General features: G+C 62.9%; 18 protein-coding genes. 13 read left to right on the top strand and 5 right to left on the bottom strand.

Going from position 1 to position 17,405, the window contains the following annotated elements:
- Nucleotides 1–98 precede the first annotated feature (98 nt).
- The 5 genes from dctP (at nucleotide 99) to ABMC89_RS18485 (ending at nucleotide 4,518) form a co-directional block, all read left to right on the top strand.
- A complete protein-coding gene (gene dctP, locus ABMC89_RS18505; RefSeq protein ID WP_349570628.1) occupies nucleotides 99–1,097 on the top strand; it encodes a TRAP transporter substrate-binding protein DctP in 999 nt (332 codons plus the stop codon).
- Nucleotides 1,098–1,152: 55 nt separating this feature from the next.
- Nucleotides 1,153–1,659, top strand: coding sequence for a TRAP transporter small permease (locus tag ABMC89_RS18500; protein WP_349570626.1), 507 nt, complete (start codon nucleotides 1,153–1,155; stop codon nucleotides 1,657–1,659).
- Nucleotides 1,659–2,966, top strand: coding sequence for a TRAP transporter large permease (locus ABMC89_RS18495; protein WP_349570624.1), 1,308 nt, complete (start codon nucleotides 1,659–1,661; stop codon nucleotides 2,964–2,966). The genes ABMC89_RS18500 and ABMC89_RS18495 overlap by 1 nt, the downstream gene beginning before the upstream one ends.
- Nucleotides 2,967–3,070: 104 nt before the next feature.
- A complete protein-coding gene (locus tag ABMC89_RS18490; protein ID WP_349570622.1) occupies nucleotides 3,071–3,835 on the top strand; it encodes a MipA/OmpV family protein in 765 nt (254 codons plus the stop codon).
- A gap of 8 nt (nucleotides 3,836–3,843) precedes the next feature.
- A complete protein-coding gene (locus tag ABMC89_RS18485; RefSeq protein WP_349570620.1) occupies nucleotides 3,844–4,518 on the top strand; it encodes a nitroreductase in 675 nt (224 codons plus the stop codon).
- Between the two features lie 7 nt (nucleotides 4,519–4,525).
- On the opposite strand, the gene ABMC89_RS18480 is transcribed toward ABMC89_RS18485, so the two are convergent.
- Nucleotides 4,526–4,927 (bottom strand): c-type cytochrome, encoded by a 402-nt coding sequence (locus ABMC89_RS18480; RefSeq protein WP_349570618.1) that lies wholly within the window; start codon nucleotides 4,925–4,927, stop codon nucleotides 4,526–4,528.
- A gap of 25 nt (nucleotides 4,928–4,952) precedes the next feature.
- On the opposite strand from ABMC89_RS18480, the gene ABMC89_RS18475 reads away from it, so the two are divergent.
- The 8 genes from ABMC89_RS18475 to ABMC89_RS18440 all read left to right on the top strand — a co-directional run bounded on the left by ABMC89_RS18475 (nucleotide 4,953) and on the right by ABMC89_RS18440 (nucleotide 12,576).
- Entirely contained in the window at nucleotides 4,953–5,213 is a 261-nt protein-coding gene (locus tag ABMC89_RS18475; protein WP_349570616.1) for a hypothetical protein, read from the top strand.
- A 226-nt stretch (nucleotides 5,214–5,439) separates the two neighbouring features.
- On the top strand, nucleotides 5,440–7,173 hold the full coding sequence (locus ABMC89_RS18470) for a class I adenylate-forming enzyme family protein (protein WP_349570614.1): 1,734 nt from the start codon (nucleotides 5,440–5,442) through the stop codon (nucleotides 7,171–7,173).
- On the top strand, nucleotides 7,170–8,459 hold the full coding sequence (locus ABMC89_RS18465) for a 3-hydroxyacyl-CoA dehydrogenase (protein ID WP_349570612.1): 1,290 nt from the start codon (nucleotides 7,170–7,172) through the stop codon (nucleotides 8,457–8,459). The genes ABMC89_RS18470 and ABMC89_RS18465 overlap by 4 nt, the downstream gene beginning before the upstream one ends.
- Nucleotides 8,456–9,235, top strand: a complete 780-nt coding sequence (locus ABMC89_RS18460) for an enoyl-CoA hydratase-related protein (RefSeq protein WP_349570610.1) — start codon at nucleotides 8,456–8,458, stop codon at nucleotides 9,233–9,235. Before ABMC89_RS18465 ends, ABMC89_RS18460 begins: the two co-directional genes overlap by 4 nt.
- Nucleotides 9,236–9,310: 75 nt before the next feature.
- Entirely contained in the window at nucleotides 9,311–10,597 is a 1,287-nt protein-coding gene (locus ABMC89_RS18455; protein WP_349570632.1) for an acyl-CoA dehydrogenase family protein, read from the top strand.
- Nucleotides 10,594–11,364 carry an SDR family NAD(P)-dependent oxidoreductase gene (locus ABMC89_RS18450; protein WP_349570608.1) on the top strand — a complete coding sequence of 257 codons (771 nt, stop codon included), beginning with the start codon at nucleotides 10,594–10,596 and terminating at the stop codon, nucleotides 11,362–11,364. The genes ABMC89_RS18455 and ABMC89_RS18450 overlap by 4 nt, the downstream gene beginning before the upstream one ends.
- A 4-nt stretch (nucleotides 11,365–11,368) precedes the next feature.
- A complete protein-coding gene (locus tag ABMC89_RS18445) occupies nucleotides 11,369–12,142 on the top strand; it encodes an SDR family oxidoreductase (protein ID WP_349570606.1) in 774 nt (257 codons plus the stop codon).
- Nucleotides 12,143–12,204: 62 nt separating this feature from the next.
- Nucleotides 12,205–12,576 (top strand): VOC family protein, encoded by a 372-nt coding sequence (locus tag ABMC89_RS18440; RefSeq protein ID WP_349570604.1) that lies wholly within the window; start codon nucleotides 12,205–12,207, stop codon nucleotides 12,574–12,576.
- Nucleotides 12,577–12,672: 96 nt separating this feature from the next.
- Here the strand turns inward: ABMC89_RS18440 and ABMC89_RS18435 are convergent, their stop codons facing one another.
- Genes ABMC89_RS18435 through ABMC89_RS18420 form a run of 4 tightly spaced genes read right to left on the bottom strand, consistent with a single transcriptional unit; the run spans nucleotide 12,673 to nucleotide 17,401 of the window.
- A complete protein-coding gene (locus ABMC89_RS18435; protein ID WP_349570602.1) occupies nucleotides 12,673–13,557 on the bottom strand; it encodes an acyl-CoA thioesterase in 885 nt (294 codons plus the stop codon).
- A gap of 12 nt (nucleotides 13,558–13,569) precedes the next feature.
- Nucleotides 13,570–15,522, bottom strand: a complete 1,953-nt coding sequence (locus tag ABMC89_RS18430; protein WP_349570599.1) for an acetoacetate--CoA ligase — start codon at nucleotides 15,520–15,522, stop codon at nucleotides 13,570–13,572.
- Entirely contained in the window at nucleotides 15,519–16,718 is a 1,200-nt protein-coding gene (locus ABMC89_RS18425; RefSeq protein WP_349570597.1) for a serine hydrolase domain-containing protein, read from the bottom strand. Before ABMC89_RS18425 ends, ABMC89_RS18430 begins: the two co-directional genes overlap by 4 nt.
- The gene (locus ABMC89_RS18420; RefSeq protein ID WP_349570630.1) at nucleotides 16,718–17,401 is read right to left on the bottom strand and encodes an ABC transporter ATP-binding protein; all 684 of its coding nucleotides are present in this window, start codon (nucleotides 17,399–17,401) and stop codon (nucleotides 16,718–16,720) included. The genes ABMC89_RS18425 and ABMC89_RS18420 overlap by 1 nt, the downstream gene beginning before the upstream one ends.
- Between the last annotated feature and the right edge of the window lie 4 nt (nucleotides 17,402–17,405).

The raw sequence follows: 17,405 nt of genomic DNA, 5'->3' as shown, positions 1-17,405 counted from the left end.
GTACCCGTGGGCGGAGCCCACAACCTGAAAGACAGCGCGGGAAAAATCCGCGTTCAAAAAAGACGCGACATGCGTCTCTAACAAGGGAGAAAGACCAAATGAAACATACAATCCTTGGCGGGATTCTCGCCACGACGGCACTGGTAGGAACGGCACAGGCACAAGAGACGCTGACAGCCGTGCACGCCTTTCCGGAATCGTTGATCTATACCCAGTCGTTTCTTGAATTCGTCGAGAAGGTGAATGCCGCCGGTCAGGGCGTGATCGAGATCGAAGTGCGCGGCGGCCCCGAAGCCATCGGCATGTTCCAGCAGCCCGACGCGGTGCGCAACGGCGTGGTCGACATGGTCTATACGCCCGGCAGCTTCTACGCGGGTGCCTTGCCCGAAAAGGACGCGCTTGTGACCTCGAACAAGGTGGCGGCAGAAGTGCGCGAGAACGGCGGCATCGAGCTGATCGACCAGATCCATCAGGAAAAGATGGGTGTGAAATATCTCGGCTGGTTCGACAGCGGCGTGTGCTACAACCTGTGGACCCGCAACGAGCCGACACTGGACGACGGCGGCAATCTGGATGTGTCGGGTCTGAAGCTGCGCGGCAACGCGGTCTATAACGCCTTCTTCACCGACTACCTTGGCGCGCAGGTGATCGACCTGCCGACAACCGAGGTCTACTCGGCGCTGGAGCGTGGTGTGGTGGATGCGACCGGTTGGACGCAGATCGGCCTTATCGATCTGAAATGGAACGAGTTCCTGAACTACCGGATCGAGCCGTGCTTCTTCTCGACCGATCTGGGTGTGATCGTGAACCTCGAAAAGTGGAACAGCCTGAGCGATGACGCCAAGACCATCCTTCAGGATGTGGCCATCGCCCACGAACAGGAATCGGCGCAGAAGCTTCAGACCAAGCGGGACGAGGATTTCGCCGCGCTGGAAGAGGGCGGCATGGAAGTCGTGACGCTGGAGGGCGATGCCGCCGAAGCCTATCTGGCGGCCGCGGTCGAAAAGACCTGGGACCGGATGAAGGGCCTGATGGAGGAATCCCCACAGGGTGCGGGCAACTACGACAAGCTGATCGAGCTGTTCTACGAGCAATAAGACCAGTTGCGCCGGGGATATTCCCCGGCGCTTTTTTGGTGATTGAAGGTGCGCCATGGCAGGACTGAACAGACTCTATCTGGGGATATTATACGCCATGGCGGGTATCGCGGGGGCGATGCTGGTATGGCTGATGATCTCTGTCGTGGTGTCGGTCACGATGCGCAATCTGGGGCTTCAGCCCTTCGCATGGCTGTTCACCTCCAGCGAATACGCAATTCTCTACATGACCATGCTGGGCGCGCCGTGGCTGGTGCGTGAAAAAGGCCATGTGCATATCGAACTGGTGACCGCAGCCTTGCCCGGCCCCGCGCGTCGGATCGTCAGCCGCACGGTGGCGGCGATTTGCGTCGCGGTTTGCGCCATGCTGGCCTGGAAGGGCGGAGAGCTGATGCTGACCAATATCGCGCGCAACGATCTGGATGTGCGCGCCTATTACTTTCCGAAGTGGATCCTGACCGCCGCTTTCCCCGTCAGCTTTGGTCTGATGGCGGTCGAATTCGCGCGGTTCGTCTTTGGCGATGATCTGCTGCACTCTGGCGAAGCGGGGATTCACGAGTAATGGAATGGTTCGAAGCTCTCGGCCTGCTGATCGGGTCGATCCTTGTGCTGATGGCGATCGGGATGCCGGTGGCGCTGGCGTTCCTTGCCGCCAATATCGTCGGCGCGTGGTTTTTCATGGGCGGCGCACGGGGCGTGACCTTGATGCTCAACAACGGCTTCGGGGGGCTGACCAACTTTGCGCTGGTGCCGATCCCGCTGTTCCTGCTGATGGGCGAGATTTTCTTTCATACCGGGCTGGGTGCGCGGATGTTCAACGCCATCGACAAGCTGCTGGGCCGGCTGCCGGGGCGGTTGTCTTATGTCACGGTTCTGGGCGGCACGGCCTTTTCGACGCTGTCCGGATCGTCCATGGGGTCGACCGCCCTGCTGGGCAGCCTGATGGTGCCGGAGATGACGAACCGGGGCTACAAGAAACATATGTCCATCGGTCCGATCCTCGGCACGGGCGGGCTGGCGATCATCATTCCGCCCTCGGCGCTTGCGGTGCTGCTGGCGACGCTGGCGCGCATCGACGTGGGCGCGCTGCTGATCGCTGGGATCATTCCGGGGCTGATCCTGGCGTCCTTCTATATCGCCACGATCTATATCCAGACCCGTATCGATCCCGATGCCGCGCCCGCCTACGATGTCGAGCCGATGTCGGCGGGCCAAAAACTGGGCCTTTTGTTCAAGGATATCCTTCCGATGCTGTCGGTGATGGTGATCATCGTCATCGGCATGGTCGGTGGCCTGATCACCCCGTCCGAGGCCGCGGCCTTCGGTGCGCTCGGCGTGCTGATCCTCGGGGTCGTGTTCCGGTGCCTGACATGGGAGGCGATGAAGAAATCCATCGTCGGCGCCCTGCGGGTGACGCTGATGGCCTATCTCATCGTCTTCGGGTCGGCGACGTTCAGCCAGCTGCTTGCCTTTTCGGGAGCGTCCTCGGGTCTGATCCGCTGGGCCACCTCGTTCGACCTTGCCCCGGTCGCGATGCTGCTGGTGATGTTCGCGGTGCTGCTGCTTCTGGGCATGTTCATGGAGCAGATCTCGATGATGCTGCTGACGGTTCCGATCTTCTTTCCGCTGGCGGCGACGCTGGGGTTCGATCCGATCTGGTTCGGGCTGATCATCCTGCTGGCGCTCGAGATCAGTTTCACCACCCCGCCGTTCGGGTTGCTGCTGTTCGTGATGAAGGGGGTCGCCCCGAAGGATACGACCATGCGCGATATCTACGGATCGGCAATTCCGTATATGGGCTGTTCAATGATCCTCGTCGCCCTACTTATCGTGTTCCCGCAATTGGCGCTCTGGTTGCCGGGATTGTAACGTGGCGGTGATTGCGTGACTTGGGTGTGTACCTCGCGGCGCTCTTCGCCTATTGAATAGGGAAAGCGGGCAGCTGCGTCCGCAGGTTTGTTTGGAGTTTTGTGATGCGGTTCGCTCTTGCTGCAACTGTCGGTTTTTCGGTTCTGTTGGCGCTGCCCGCCGCGGCGCAGGAACGGTCGTTCAATTTTGCCCTGCGCGGCGGTGTCGCGGCGATCCCGCAATATCCCGGTTCTGACGATTACGAGGCTGCGCCGGATTTCGGCTTCACCTTCGGTGCGCTGCGCTGGGGGGGGCTGAATGTCGGCAACGGTGTGCGCGCGCTTCCCGATAACGGCCTGTCGTTCAAGGGCGCGTTCAAGGTGATCGGATCGCGCGACGACGAGGATGCGCCCGAACTGGCCGGGCTTGACGATATCGACACGGCGGTCGAACTGGGCTTTGGCTTGACCTATCAGGAAACCAACTGGCGTGCGTTCGGCGAAGTGCGCAAGGGCGTTACCGGCCACTCCGGCGTGACGGGCACAGTGGGGGCCGACGCGATTTACCGCCCGACCGACCGCTGGTTGTTCACCTTCGGGCCGCGCGTCTATTTCGGTGATGACGAATACGCCAGCACCTATTTCGGCGTCAGCGCCGCCGAGGCGGGGACATCCGGCTTTGCGGCCTATGACGCGGACGGCGGTACGCTTGGCGCGGGGGTCGAACTGCAGGGGACGTATTTCCTGTCCGACCGTTGGGCGGTCGAGGGGGCCGTGACCTATGAACGGCTGCTCGGCGATGCGGGCGACAGCCCGATCACCCTGCAAGGGTCGGACGACCAGTGGCGCGTGCGACTGGGCCTGAGCCGGGTCTTCACACTGAATTTCTAAGGCACTTCATGAATATAGAAGAAGCGATGGCGACACGGCGCTCTATCCGTGGCTTTCAGGACAAACCTGTTTCAAGGGAAACCATCGAAGAGATCATCGCGCTTGCCAACCGTGCGCCATCCTCGATGAACACGCAGCCGTGGCATTTTCACGTTCTGACCGGCGAGCCGCTGGAAAAGGTGCGCGAAGGCAATTCCTCGCGGATGCTGAACGGTGTGCCGCCCGTGCGAGAGATCGTGGATCACGGCGCGTATGAGGGGCCGCACCGCGATCGTCAGGTCGAAATCGCCAAACAGCTTTTCGCCGCGATGGGAATTGCGCGCGAGGACAAGGAAATGCGCCAGGACTGGGTGATGCGCGGCTTTCGGCAGTTCGATGCACCCGTATCCATCGTCGTGACCTTCGACAAAAGCCTTGAGGGCGGGACCATCGCGCATTTCGATCTGGGCGCGGTGACCTACGGGCTGGTGCTTGCCGCTTGGGCGCGCGGCCTTGGCTGCGTCATCAACGGGCAGGGCATCATGCAAAGCCCGGTGGTGCGCGAGCACGCGCAAATCCCCGAGGACGAGGTTATCATGACCTGTGTCGCGATGGGCTGGCCGGATGAGGAATTCTCGGCCAATGCGGTCGTGTCCAACCGGCGCGAGGTGGCCGAGGTCGCCCGTTTCGTCGGCTTCGACTGATCGCGCGTCAGTCCTGTATCGCTTCGAGGTAATCCAGCAGATCGGCAAGCTGTGCGGGCGCGGGCGACATGTGGCCCGCCAGCGGTTTCTTGCGGTCGAAGCCTTGATTGCTGAAATCGGGCATAGGTGCCTCGGGGTCGGCCAGACCGTCCTGCCCGCGGATCATCCATGCCACGTAGAGACGCGGGAAATCGCCGCCGTAGGTCTCTGACAATCCGCGCAGGGAGGGCGGCACCACGCCCAGCCCCAGCGAAGCCGGACCGCCGCCGCGTGCGTCATCGCCGTGACATTGCAGGCAGTTGTTCTCGTAAATCTGCCGCCCACTGGCGTAGGATGTCGGCGGCTCCGTGCTGCATGCCCCCAGCACCGCCATCCCCAGACCAATCGCTGCGATCGCATCCTTGCGCATTGCCCATGCCCCCCGATAGCCGGTTTTGCCATTGATAGAACTGTATCAATCGCCGCCGAGCATAGCAAAAGACTATTCACACCCGTTGGCCGGGCGCAAAGGGCATCATCAGCTGGCGTACCGCCCGAGACTGGAACCGGTTTTCGCCGCAACAGGTGCCTTGCCAAGAATTCCGGAATCGATTGCCCGCATTGCGGTCTTGATTGCACCCGCGCCGGGGCTGGCGCAGCTGCTTTGGCTTGGTGTATTGTTGAAAGGGTTCTTTGCTCCGCGTTCGGTGGGCTGACGAGCCGTTACAGTTCCCTGATTCCGGGGTTGGTTGCTTGGAGTGAGACCATTCATAACATAACTTGTGTTATCACGGAAACGCCGTTGAGGATTCTGCGAAACGTAGTTCCGACATGCGGGATTGTCGCCCGTGTCTTTTGCCCCTAGTCTACCCCCAATCACAGAGTCGCGCGCAAACTTTGGAGGAGGGTTGCGCGCTGGCCAGAAGACTTGGGAGGGTCACCGTGACAGAAGCCGACGCCGCACAGCCCAGTGCCGCCATGACGCCGGAAGAGGCCGTGGCACATGTGGTTGCGACCAACCCGACCTTTGCCGTCGCCCCGACCGAGGTGCGCGGTGTAACCTTTCGGGCGTTCCAGAATATCCCGCCGACCGTGCCCGCGCTGATGGCCGCAGGCGTCGCCCAGCACGGCAACGGCGAATGGCAGTATCTTCTCTATGAGGGCGAACGCTGGACCTACAACCAGTTTTGCGCCGATGTGAACCGCCTGTCGCATGTGCTGCATGCGACGTTCCGCGTGGGCAAGGGCGACCGCGTGGCGATTGCCATGCGCAACTATCCCGAACTGCTGGCATCCGTCCTCGCGATTTCGGCCACCGGCGCGACGGTCGTTTTCGTCAACGCGTGGTGGACCACCGAAGAGCTGGAGTATGCGCTGCGCGACAGCGGGGCGACGCTGGTTCTGGCGGACGGGCCCCGCGCCGAGCGGCTGGCCCCGCTGAAAGACGCGCTGGGGCTGACTGTCATCGGTGTGCGCGACGGCGAGAGCGTGGGCGATCATGCCTATTCCGCGCTGCGCGACGCGGCGCCGAGCGACGCGCCGCTGGCGGTGGAGATCGACACCGACGACGATTTCGCGGTCATGTATTCCTCAGGGACGACGGGCCATCCGAAAGGTGTCGTGCAGACCCACCGGTCGGCGGTCAACGCGGTCTTCAGCTGGCTGATGCAGGCGGTTGTTGCCCCGCTTGTCGATCCGCCCGCCCCCGGCGATCCCGAAAAGCCGCGCCCGTCGGCGCTTGTGGTGACGCCGCTGTTTCACGTCACGGCGACGCATCCGCTCTTCCTGCTCAGCCTCGTGGCGGGGGCGCATGTGACCCTGATGTACAAATGGGATCCGCAGGAAGCGGTCCGTTTGATCCAGGAAGAAAAAATCACCCGTTTTCTGGGCGTGCCGACCCAATCGGCCGAGCTGATGGAGGCCGCGAAGGCGGCAGGCGTTACGCTCGATACGCTCGATTATCTGGGTGCGGGCGGCGCAAAGCGCCCCGGTGCGCAGGTGGCGCAACTGGCCGAAGCCTTTCCCAATGCGGGCATCGCGACCGGATGGGGCATGACGGAAACCAACGCGCTGGGGATCGGCATGATCGGCGACGATTACGTCAAGCGCCCCGAGAGTGCCGGCAAGCTGCATCCGCCGGTGCAGGAACTGCGCCTGCTCGACGATGCGGGCAACGAGGTGCCCTTGGGAGAGCTGGGCGAGATCACCGTGAAATCCCCCGCCAACATGCGCTGCTATCTGAACAAGCCCGAAGCGACCGCCGAGGTGCTGTCGGACGGCTGGCTGCGTACCGGCGATCTGGCCATGATGGATGCCGAAGGCTTTGTCACCATTCTGGACCGCAAGAAAAACATCATCATCCGGGGCGGTGAAAACATCGCCTGTCTGGATGTCGAGGGGGCGCTGCACAAGCTGCCGCAGGTGCTGGAAGCCTGCGCCTTCTCGGTGCCCGACGAAAGGTTGGGCGAAGTGGTTGGCGCGGCGGTTCAATTGCGCGAAGGTGCAACCCTGACACGCGGGGAAATGGCCGAAGCGCTCGGCGGGCACCTCGCTGGTTTCAAGGTGCCGCAGTATCTTTGGACACAACACGCGCCGCTCCTGCGCGGGGCGACCGATAAAATTGACCGGCGTGGACTGCGCAAGGTTTGTCTGGAAAACGAAGAGGCAAAGACATGACACCAACAGAAGAAGAAATCGGCCAATACATCGCCAAGGCGGGACAGAAGGCGTGGGAGGTACCGGGCCTCGATGCCGGAACGGCCCACCGCGAGATCAAGACAGTCGGCATCATCGGTGCGGGCACCATGGGCGGCGGGATCGCGATGAACTTTGCCACCGCAGGCTATCAGGTCAAGATCGTCGAGACGACGCAGGAGGCGCTGGACCGCGGTCTGAAAGTGGTGCGCGGCAACTACCAGCGCTCCGCCGACAAGGGCCGCTTTCCGCAGGACGAGGTCGAGGCGCGGATGAACCGTTTCGACGGGCGGCTTGAGCTTGCCGATCTTGCGGAATGCGATCTGGTGATCGAGGCGGTGTTCGAGGACATGGGCCTCAAGCGGAAGATCTTCACCGAACTCGATCGCGTGATGAAGAAGGGTGCGATCCTCGCAACCAACACATCGGCGTTGGACATCAACGAAATCGCGGGCATGACGCAGCGCCCCGAAGACGTGATCGGCCTGCACTTCTTCTCGCCCGCGAACGTGATGAAGCTGCTGGAGATCGTGCGCGCCAAGCATACTGCCGACGACGTGGTCGCAACCTGCATGGCGCTGGCCAAGGATATCAACAAGATCGCGACGCTTGTCGGCGTCTGCCCCGGCTTTGTCGGCAACCGGATGCTGTTCCAGCGCCAGAAGCAGGCCAACAAGCTGCTTCAGCAGGGCCTGATGCCGTGGGACGTGGACGCGGCGCTGAACGCCTTCGGCTTCAAGATGGGGCCGTTCCAGATGAGCGACCTTGCCGGTCTGGACATCGGCTGGTCCAAGGGGGCGACCACCGACAATCCGATCCGCGACGCGCTGTGCGAAATGGACCGGCGCGGGCAGAAAACCCAGGCGGGCTTCTACGATTACGACGAGAACCGCAAACCGATCCCGTCGGAGGTGACCGCCGGCATCATCCGCGAGATCACCGGAGCCGAACCTTCGACCATGAGCGAAGAAGAGATCATCGAGATCTGCATCTACCCGATGATCAACGAGGGGGTGAAAATCCTCGAAGAGAACAAGGCGCAGCGCCCGTCCGACATCGATGTGGTCTGGCTGAATGGCTACGGCTGGCCTGCCGACAAGGGCGGCCCGATGTTCTACGGTGATATGGTCGGTGCCGACGCGGTGCTGACACGCATGGTCGAACTGGGGGCAGAAGATGATGAATTCGCCCCCGCCGAATTGCTGCGCAAGCTGGCCGCCGATGGCGGCAAGTTCACACAGATCGACACCGGAGGGCTGAAAGTATGAGCTTTGAATTCATCACCACCGAAAAGCGCGGCCATATCCTGCTGGTGACCATGAACCGTCCCGAGGTCTACAACGCCGTGCACGCCGATATGCACCACGAGATGGCCCAGTGCTGGGACGATTTCGCAGCCGATCAGGACCTGTGGGTCGCGGTGTTGACCGGTGCAGGTGACAAGGCGTTTTCGGCCGGGAACGACCTGAAGGCGACGGCGACGGGCGGCAACAGCAAGGGGATGCCCGACAGCGGCTTCGCCGGTCTGTCCTCGCGGTTCGATCTGGAGAAACCCATCATCGCGGCCGTCAACGGTTTCGCCATGGGCGGCGGTTTCGAAACCGCGCTCAGCTGCGATATCCTGATCGCGTCGGAGAATGCGAAATTCGCCCTCCCCGAGGTCAAGGTCGGCTTCTTTGCCGCCGCGTCCGGGGTGCAGCGCCTGTCGCGGTATATCGGACGTCTGGCCGCGCAGGAAATGATGTTCACCGGTCGCACCATCATGGCCGACGAGGCGCTGAAGATGGGTTGCGTGAACGAAGTGGTTCCGCACGACCAGCTGATGGACCGCGCGATGGCCAAGGCCGAAGAGCTGTGCACCGTGTCGCCCTCGGCTGTGAAGGCGACCAAGCGGGTGCTGAACGAAATGGCCAAGGCCGACGGCATGGCCGCCAGCATCGACTATTCGCGCGAGGTCATCAAAGACCTCAGCAAGACCGAAGATTTCAAGGAAGGCGTGAATGCCTTCGTCGAAAAACGCAAACCCCAGTGGGTCAACAAGTAAATCACATAAACTGAAACAGGCGCGCAGCCGTGCGTGCAGGAATAGGAAAAGCATATGCCCGAATCCAGAATGGAAATGAACAACCTCGAAATGTCCGAGAAGAACAAGCCGCTGCTGGCGGCTGTCATCAAGCACATCCGCGAGAACGTCGACCCGATCACCGAAGAATACTTCCGCCTCGGCGAGGGCCGTGCGGACCGCTGGTCCCACGCCCCCGGTCAGCTGGAACTGCTGGAGACCGCCAAGCAGAAAGCGCGCGAGAGCGGGCTTTGGAATTTCTTCCTGCCCAACGCCGAAACCGGTGAAGGCCTGCCAAACCTCGACTACGCCTATATCGCCGCCGAACTGGGCAAGAGCCCGCTGGCCTCGGAAACACTGAACTGTTCGGCCCCCGATACCGGCAACATGGAAGTGCTGGAGCGGATCGGCACGAAAGAGCAGAAAGAACAGTGGCTGAAGCCGCTTCTGCGCGGTGAAATCCGCTCTGCCTTTGCGATGACCGAACCCGATATGGCGTCGTCGGATGCCAAGAACATCTCGACCTCCGCCGTTCTGGAGAATGGCGAATGGGTCATCAACGGCGAGAAATACTATATCTCCGGTGCCGGCGATCCACGCTGCAAGATCATGATCACCATGGTCAAGACATCGCCGGACGCCGAACCCTTCCGCCAGCAGAGCCAGATCCTCGTGCCGATCGACACCCCCGGCGTCGAGATCGTCGGCCCGATGCATGTCTTCGGCCACGACGACGCGCCCCACGGACACATGCACATCAAGTTCAACAATGTGCGCGTGCCCGAGGAAAACATCCTCTGGGGTGAGGGCCGCGGCTTCGAGATCAGCCAGGTCCGTCTCGGGCCAGGCCGCATCCACCACTGCATGCGCTCCATCGGCGCGGCGGAAAAGGCGCTGGATCTGATGATCGAACGCGGCCTGTCGCGCGAAGCCTTCGGCAAGCGGATCATCGACCTTGGCAAGAACATGGAAACCATCAGCCGCGCCAAGATCGAGATCGAGGCGATGCGCCTGATGGTCCTGAAAGCGGCCAAGGCCATGGACACGCTGGGCAACAAGGAGGCCCGCATCTGGGTGTCCATGATCAAGGCCATGGTGCCGGAGAAGGTCTGCAACATCATCGACGATGCGATGCAGGTGCACGGTGCGACCGGCATCAGCCAGTGGTCGCCGCTGTCGGGCATGTACACCTCCCAGCGTACGCTGCGCTACGCGGATGGCCCGGACGAGGTGCACCACCACGTCGTCGCCCGTGCCGAGGTCAAGGACTACCAGGAGTCCAACGCCCGCACATCGCGCGCCCGCGAGGAAATCGCCACTGGCCGGACGCGGGGGGGCGTATGAGCACCCTCTTCGATCTGACCGGAAAGGTCGCCCTGCTGACGGGCGCCTCCAAGGGCATGGGCCTTGCCATGGCAACCGCGCTGGCAGAACACGGCGCGACTGTCGTGATCTCGGCACGCAAGCAGGACCAGCTTGACGAAGCAGCCGAGGGTATCAACGCCCTCGGCAAGGGCCGCGCCTATAGCGTGGCCTGCAACGTCGGCTACAAGGAACAGCTTCAGGCGCTGGTCGATCAGACCCACGAAAAAGCGGGCAAGATCGACGTGGTCATCGGCAACGCGGGCGTGAACCCCTATTACGGGGTGACGTCGGAAATTCCCGACGATGCCTATGACAAGACGATGAACGCCAACGTCAAATCCAACCTCTGGCTGGCGCAGATGGTCGTGCCCGACATGATCGAGAAAGGCGCCGGGTCGATGGCGTTCACCTCGTCCATCGGGGCGTTCAAGCCGTCCGTCATGCTGGGCACCTACGGGATGTCGAAGCTGGCGCTGATCGGATTGTGCCGCAACCTTGCCGCCGAGTTCGGCCCGAAGGGCGTGCGTTTCAACGCGATCTGCCCCGGTCTGGTGAAAACCGAATTCGCGCGCGAGTTGTGGGAAAATCCGGAGACGGAAAAGCGGATCAACAACGACATCCCGCTGCGCCGTCTTGGCGATCCCGAGGATTTCAAGGGGCTGGCGGTCTATCTGGCCTCCGATGCCTCGAAATACATGACCGGGCAGGCGTTGACCGTTTGCGGCGGCTCCAACATGTGGACGTGACGATATGGAGTTGAAAGACAAGATCATCGTCGTCACCGGCGCCGCATCGGGGATCGGGCGGGCCATGTGCGTCCGCTACGCCGAAGAGGGCGCGAAACACATCGCCTGCGTGGACCGCGATCTGGCCGGTGCGGAAGAGACCGCGCAGATGATGGGCGGCACCGCGCATCAGGTGGATGTGTCGAAACAGGACCAGATCACTGCCATGATCGACAAGGTCGAGGCCGAGGTCGGCCCGATTGACCTTTTCTGCTCGAACGCGGGGATTTCCGTCGCCGGCGGCGTGGAAGTGCCCGACGAGGACTGGCAGCGGATCTGGGAGATCAACGTGATGTCGCATGTCTGGGCCGCGCGCCACCTTGTGCCGAAAATGTCCGAACGCGGTGGCGGCTACCTGCTGAACACCTCCTCTGCCGCCGGTCTGCTGAACCAGGTCGGCAGCGCGCCCTACGGCGTGACGAAACACGCGGCTGTCGGGCTGGCGGAATGGCTGGCGCTGACCTACGGCGATCTGGGGATCAAGGTCTCGGTGCTGTGCCCGCAGGCGGTACGCACCGAGATGACCCGCGGCCACGAGGACCACGTCGCGGCCATCGACGGCATGATGGAACCCGGCCCCGTGGCCGAGGCCTGTGTGCAAACGATCCGCGACGAGACATTCCTGGTGCTGCCGCACAAAGAAGTCGCGCAATACATGAAGAACAAGACGGACAACTACGACCGCTGGATCGGGGGAATGCGCAAGCTGAACCGCCGCTTCGGGCGGTGGGATAGTTGATCCCCGGGGCACCGGCGTTGCCGGTGCCCGATTTTTTCCAGACAAAATGACAGGAGGCCGCGATGATCGGCTATGCAACCATCGGTGTCGCGGATATGGCGCGCGCCAAGACATTCTACGGCGAACTTTTCGCCCCGAAAAATGCGAAAGTGGTCATGGATCAGGGGCGTATTGCGTTTCTGTCAGCGGGGCGCGACAAGCCGATGCTGGCCATGTGCGAACCCTACGACGGCAAGGCGCCCTCCCCCGGCAACGGCCAGATGATCGCCTTTCCCTGCGAGAGCAAGGAAGAGGTGGACGAGATGTATGCCCGCGCGACCGGTCTGGGGGCAACGGACGATGGCGCACCGGGCCAGCGGATCCCCGACCGTTTCTACGGGGCCTACGTGCGCGATGCCGACGGCAACAAGCTGTGCTTTTTCGTCTTCGGCTGACCGCGGGCGGGATCACCCGGTCGCCTCTGCGGGATTGAGTTTAGGGGCAAAATGGAGAACCGCGGCAGAGGGGGTGGCCCCTTTCCGCCGCGGCGTTTAACTGCGCGCCTTGCCGGTTTTGGGGGTCAGCGGGCGCACGAGCCCTTCCTGCGCGGTGCTGGCGACCAGACGTCCGTCGGAGGCAAAGACCGACCCGCGGTTGAAGCCGCGCGCCTTGCCGGTCCACGGCGCGTCGAGATCGTACAGGTGCCAGTCGGAGAAATCGATCGGCCCGTGAAACCACATGGCGTGATCGAGGCTCGCGCTCATCACGCTGCCCTGGAACCATGTCACCCCATGCGGGCGCAGGGAGGATCCCAGAAGGTTCATGTCCGAGGCGTAGGCCAGAAGGCAGTGCTGCATCTGTGGCCCCTGCCCTTTGGCGGCCTCCATCCGGAACCACAGGTGATTGCGGTCGTCCGCCTTTTCGGGATTGAAGAAGTCGCGCGGGGCGACCTCGCGCAGTTCGATCGGGCGTTCGCGCAGGAAATCGGCGCGGTGTTTTTCCGGCAGCCTGTCCGCGTGGGTTTCGCGCAGGGAGTCGCGGCTCGGCCAGTCCTCGGGCGCGCCGACCTGCGGCATCGGGTGCTGGTGGTCCCACCCTTCCTCGTCGATGTGGAAGGATGCGGACATGTTGAAGATCTGCTTGCCGTGCTGGATCGCCACCACCCTGCGGGTCGTGAAGCTACCGCCGTCGCGGGCGCGGTCGACCTGATAGATCACCGGGATATTCGGATCGCCGGGACGGATGAAATAGGCGTGCAGGCTGTGGCACAGCCGGTCCGGCACCGTGCGGTAGGCCGCCATCAGCGCCTGCGCGATGACGTGGCCGCCAAAGATGCGGGTGCTGGTTTCGCCGCCTGTTCCGATGCCGCGAAACAGATCGATTTCGAGCTGTTCGATATCGAGAAGCTCAAGCAGTTCGTCCGCAACGGTGCTCATTCGGGTGGGCCCTCAGCTTTTGGCCCGTGCGTCGGCATAGGCGATGAAGAAATCGAAGCTGTCGGGGTTTGCCATGCTGTCACGGTTGACCACGCGCTCCGGATCGCCGCCCAACATGAGCTTTTTCACGGGAACCTCAAGTTTCTTTCCCGAAAGCGTGCGGGGAATTTCGCTGACTTCGACAATCTCGTTGGGGATGAACCGGGCCGACACGTTTTCGCGGATGGCGCCGTTGATCCTGTCGCGCAGCGCATCGTCGAGCGTCACGCCCTGGGCCGGCACAACGAAGAGGGGCATGAAGCTTTCGCGGCCCAGAAACTCGAGATCGACCACGAGGCTGTCGAGCACTTCGTCCAGCCCTTCGACGGCCTGGTAGATTTCGGCGGAGCCGAGGCGCAGGCCGCGCCGGTTGATCGTGGCGTCCGAGCGCCCGTAGATGATGCTGCTGCCGTCCTCGGCGATGGAAATCCAGTCGCCGTGCCGCCATACGCCTGGGTATGTGTCGTAATAGCTTTCGAACAGGCGGCTGCCGTCCTCGTCCCCCCAGAAGAAAAGCGGCATAGAGGGAAGCGGCTCGGTGCAGACCAGCTCACCCACCTCGCCGATCAGCTCGCGGCCTTCCGGGTCGTAGGCGCGCACGGCATTCCCCAGTGCGCGGCATTGCATTTCGCCCGCGCGGACGGGCATGCTGGGGTGGCCCAGCACGAACGCGCCCGCCAGATCGGTGCCGCCGGAGATCGGCGCGAGCCAGACGTCTTGCTTGACCTGTGAATAGATCCAGTCGTAGCCATCGCTGCTGAGCGGCGATCCGGTGGAGCCGAGCGAGCGCAACGCGGAGAGGTCCACCGCCTCGCGCGGGGAGACGCCCGCCTTGAGGCAGCCGGAGAAGAAGGCGGCCCCGGCCCCGAAGAACGTGAGCTTTTCGCGCGCGACGAACCGCCAGACCGCCAGCATGTCGGGGTGGTTGGGCGCGCCATCGTAAAGCGCGACAGTGGCCCCCTGCCCCAGCGCCATCCACTGCGCGTTCCACATGATCCATCCCGAGGAGGTCAGCCACGAAAATCTGTCGCCGGGGCGCAGATCGTGGTGGAGCGACTGTTTCGCCGCCTCCAGCGCGATGCCGCCGTGGCCGTGCACGATCGGTTTCGGATTGCCCGTGGTGCCGGAGGAATAGACGATCCAGAGCGGATGGTCGAATTCGACGGGAAGCGCATCATAGGGCGCTTCGGTTCCAGTCAGGTCGTCCCATGCCACATGCCCGTCGGGCAGGTCGCCGACCACGGGCAGGGTTACGAAATGGCGCACCGACGGCAGGCCCGCGCCGATCCCGTCGAGCAGCTTGCGCCGGTCGATGGTCTTGCCCGCGTGGACATAGCCGTCCTGCGCGATCAGCACCTTCGGTTCGATCTGGCGGAAACGGTCGAGGATCGCGACATGGCCCATATCCGGTGCGCAGATCGACCAGATCGCCCCGACGCTCGCAGTCGCCAGCAGGGCCACCAGTGCGGCATCGGTGTTGGGCAGGATCGCGACGACGCGGTCGCCTTTCTCTACCCCCATTTCGCGCAGGTGATGGGCCACCGACGCAACCTGTGCACGCAACGCCCCCCATGACAGTTCGCGCCGGCCAAGGGTTTCCGACTGGCTGATCAGCGCGGGAATATCCTCGCGGCCTTCTGCGTGTTTCAGGATCTGGTCGGTGTAGTTCAGCATCGCACCCGGGCACCATTCGGCACCGGGCATGTCACGCTTGCCGAGGATCCTGTCGTAGGGCGTGCTGGCGCGGATACCGAAGAATTCCCAGATCGCGGCCCAGAACGCGTCGAGCTCGGTAACGCTCCAGTTCCACATCGCGTTGTAATCCGCGAATTCCAGCCCGCGGGTGTCTTTCAGAAAACGCTCGAAATCCGCCATGGTCGAGGCGTTCGCGCGCTCCTCGGACGGCTCCCAAAGAACGCGGGTCATGTCAGCGCCCCGTGCACGAGCGCTTTCAGCTGCGGACGGGCGGGATAGGCGCTCGACGGGATAAGCTGGGTGAAGAACACCGCGGAAATATCCAGCACCGGATCGACCCAGAAGAATGTCGAGGCCATGCCGCCCCAGCTGAAATCACCGATGCTGCCGGGGGCGCGGGCGCGCCCGGGGTTCAGCAGAACCGCGCCACCGAGGCCAAAGCCCATGCCTTCCATCGGCTGTTCGGCAAAGCTTTGCGGTCCCATGCTGGCGATCTCGCCGGGCAGATGGTTGCGCATCATGAAGTCGAGCGTTTTCGGCCCGATGATACCCGCCCCACCGGTGCGCAGCGCCTCGCAAAATTTCATGTAGTCGTCGATGGTCCCCACCAGACCGCCACCGCCGCCGAACAGCGAGGCATTCAGAAACGGGCTTTTGTCGGTGCCGTCGATCTCGCGCAGGCTGTCGGCGTCGGCCGCGATCTTGCCGACAGTGAAGCCACCGTCCGCCAGCGGTGTATAGGCGGCGGCGAAACGGTCGCGCGCCGCGGTGGGCACGGAAAACCGCGTCTCGTCCATACCGAGAGGATCGAAGATATGGTCGATGAAATACTGCTCCAGCGTCTTGCCGGAGACGACCTCGACCACGCGCCCCAGTACGTCGATGGCAACGGAATATTCCCACCGTGTGCCCGGCGCGAAGGCCAGCGGCAAGGCAGCGGCGCGGTCGCACATCTCGGCCAGCGATCCCTGATTTGCGCGGAATTCGACCTTGGCTTCGGCCATCGCTGCTCCGACGAGGCCGGGGTTGAACGCATAGGTCAGGCCGGAGGTATGGGTCAGCAACTGGTGCAGCGTGGGTGTGGCACAGGGGGCTGTCTGATCGATCGAGGTGGCACCGGGCACCAGCGCGCGCATCTCGGCAAAGGACGGAATGAAATCCGACACCGGCGCGTCGAGGTGAAACAGCCCCCGTTCGGCCAGTTGCATGATCGCGAGCGACGTGACCGGTTTTGTCATCGAATAGATGCGCGCCACCGTGTCGCGTTCAAACGGTGTCTGGCCCGCGACATCGCGCAGGCCGGTCTGATGGTAATAGACTTCCTTTCCGCCCTGCGAAATCAGAACCGAAGCGCCCGCAAAGCGGCGCGCGTCGATATAGCCCTGCATCCATGTGGCGATGCGGTCCAGCCGGTCGGTATCGAACATCAGACTTCCAGCCACTCCTTGCGCACATCGTCGCGGGCCTTCAGCTCGGCGGGAGTGCCTTCGAACACCATCTTCCCGTGGCCCATCACATAGACACGGTCGGCGATGTCCATCGCGATCGACAGCTTCTGTTCCACCAAAAGGGTCGAGATCCCCTTTTCGGCAATCGCCTTGAGAACTTCGGCCACCTTCTGCACCATCTGCGGCGACAGACCTTCGGTCGGCTCGTCGATCATGACGAAATCGGGGTCGCCCATCAGCGTCCGGCACATGGTCAGCATCTGCTGTTCACCGCCCGACAGAACCGATGCCTCGACATCCGCGCGGCGGTCGAGGTTCTCGAACATGTCGAACATCATCTGCATCGACCAGCGGCCCGCGCCGTCCTTCTGGCCGGGCTTCAGGCCCAGCGTCAGGTTCTGGCGCGTGGTGAGACCGGGAAAGATATCGCGGTTCTCTGGCACGTATCCGATGCCCATGTTGGCAACTTCATAGGCTTTCTTGCCCGCGATCTCCTGGCCCTTGAACTTGACCGAGCCCTGCGGCTCCACCTCGCCCATGATGGCCTTGCAGGTGGTCGAGCGGCCAACGCCATTGCGGCCCAGAAGGGCGACGATCTCGCCCTCCTTCACGTTCATCGTCACACCCTGAAGGATGTGTGATTTGCCGTAATAGGCGTGCATGTCC

Origin of the sequence: Sulfitobacter sp. HNIBRBA3233 (assembly GCF_040149665.1) — a bacterium.
In the GTDB taxonomy this organism is placed as follows: domain Bacteria; phylum Pseudomonadota; class Alphaproteobacteria; order Rhodobacterales; family Rhodobacteraceae; genus Sulfitobacter; species Sulfitobacter marinivivus.
This window is presented reverse-complemented; position numbering and strand designations above follow the sequence as displayed.

Bases quoted from the DNA above. Each gene is read 5' to 3' on its own strand.
- ABMC89_RS18445 (WP_349570606.1), top strand. From the start codon at position 11,369: ATGGAGTTGAAAGACAAGATCATCGTCGTCACCGGCGCCGCATCGGGG.
- ABMC89_RS18460 (WP_349570610.1), top strand. From the start codon at position 8,456: ATGAGCTTTGAATTCATCACCACCGAAAAGCGCGGCCATATCCTGCTG.
- ABMC89_RS18490 (WP_349570622.1), top strand. From the start codon at position 3,071: ATGCGGTTCGCTCTTGCTGCAACTGTCGGTTTTTCGGTTCTGTTGGCG.
- dctP (WP_349570628.1), top strand. From the start codon at position 99: ATGAAACATACAATCCTTGGCGGGATTCTCGCCACGACGGCACTGGTA.
- ABMC89_RS18435 (WP_349570602.1), bottom strand. From the start codon at position 13,557: ATGAGCACCGTTGCGGACGAACTGCTTGAGCTTCTCGATATCGAACAG.
- ABMC89_RS18465 (WP_349570612.1), top strand. From the start codon at position 7,170: ATGACACCAACAGAAGAAGAAATCGGCCAATACATCGCCAAGGCGGGA.
- ABMC89_RS18455 (WP_349570632.1), top strand. From the start codon at position 9,311: ATGAACAACCTCGAAATGTCCGAGAAGAACAAGCCGCTGCTGGCGGCT.
- ABMC89_RS18485 (WP_349570620.1), top strand. From the start codon at position 3,844: ATGAATATAGAAGAAGCGATGGCGACACGGCGCTCTATCCGTGGCTTT.
- ABMC89_RS18440 (WP_349570604.1), top strand. From the start codon at position 12,205: ATGATCGGCTATGCAACCATCGGTGTCGCGGATATGGCGCGCGCCAAG.
- ABMC89_RS18425 (WP_349570597.1), bottom strand. From the start codon at position 16,718: ATGTTCGATACCGACCGGCTGGACCGCATCGCCACATGGATGCAGGGC.
- ABMC89_RS18450 (WP_349570608.1), top strand. From the start codon at position 10,594: ATGAGCACCCTCTTCGATCTGACCGGAAAGGTCGCCCTGCTGACGGGC.
- ABMC89_RS18480 (WP_349570618.1), bottom strand. From the start codon at position 4,927: ATGCGCAAGGATGCGATCGCAGCGATTGGTCTGGGGATGGCGGTGCTG.
- ABMC89_RS18420 (WP_349570630.1), bottom strand. From the start codon at position 17,401: ATGCACGCCTATTACGGCAAATCACACATCCTTCAGGGTGTGACGATG.
- ABMC89_RS18495 (WP_349570624.1), top strand. From the start codon at position 1,659: ATGGAATGGTTCGAAGCTCTCGGCCTGCTGATCGGGTCGATCCTTGTG.
- ABMC89_RS18500 (WP_349570626.1), top strand. From the start codon at position 1,153: ATGGCAGGACTGAACAGACTCTATCTGGGGATATTATACGCCATGGCG.
- ABMC89_RS18430 (WP_349570599.1), bottom strand. From the start codon at position 15,522: ATGACCCGCGTTCTTTGGGAGCCGTCCGAGGAGCGCGCGAACGCCTCG.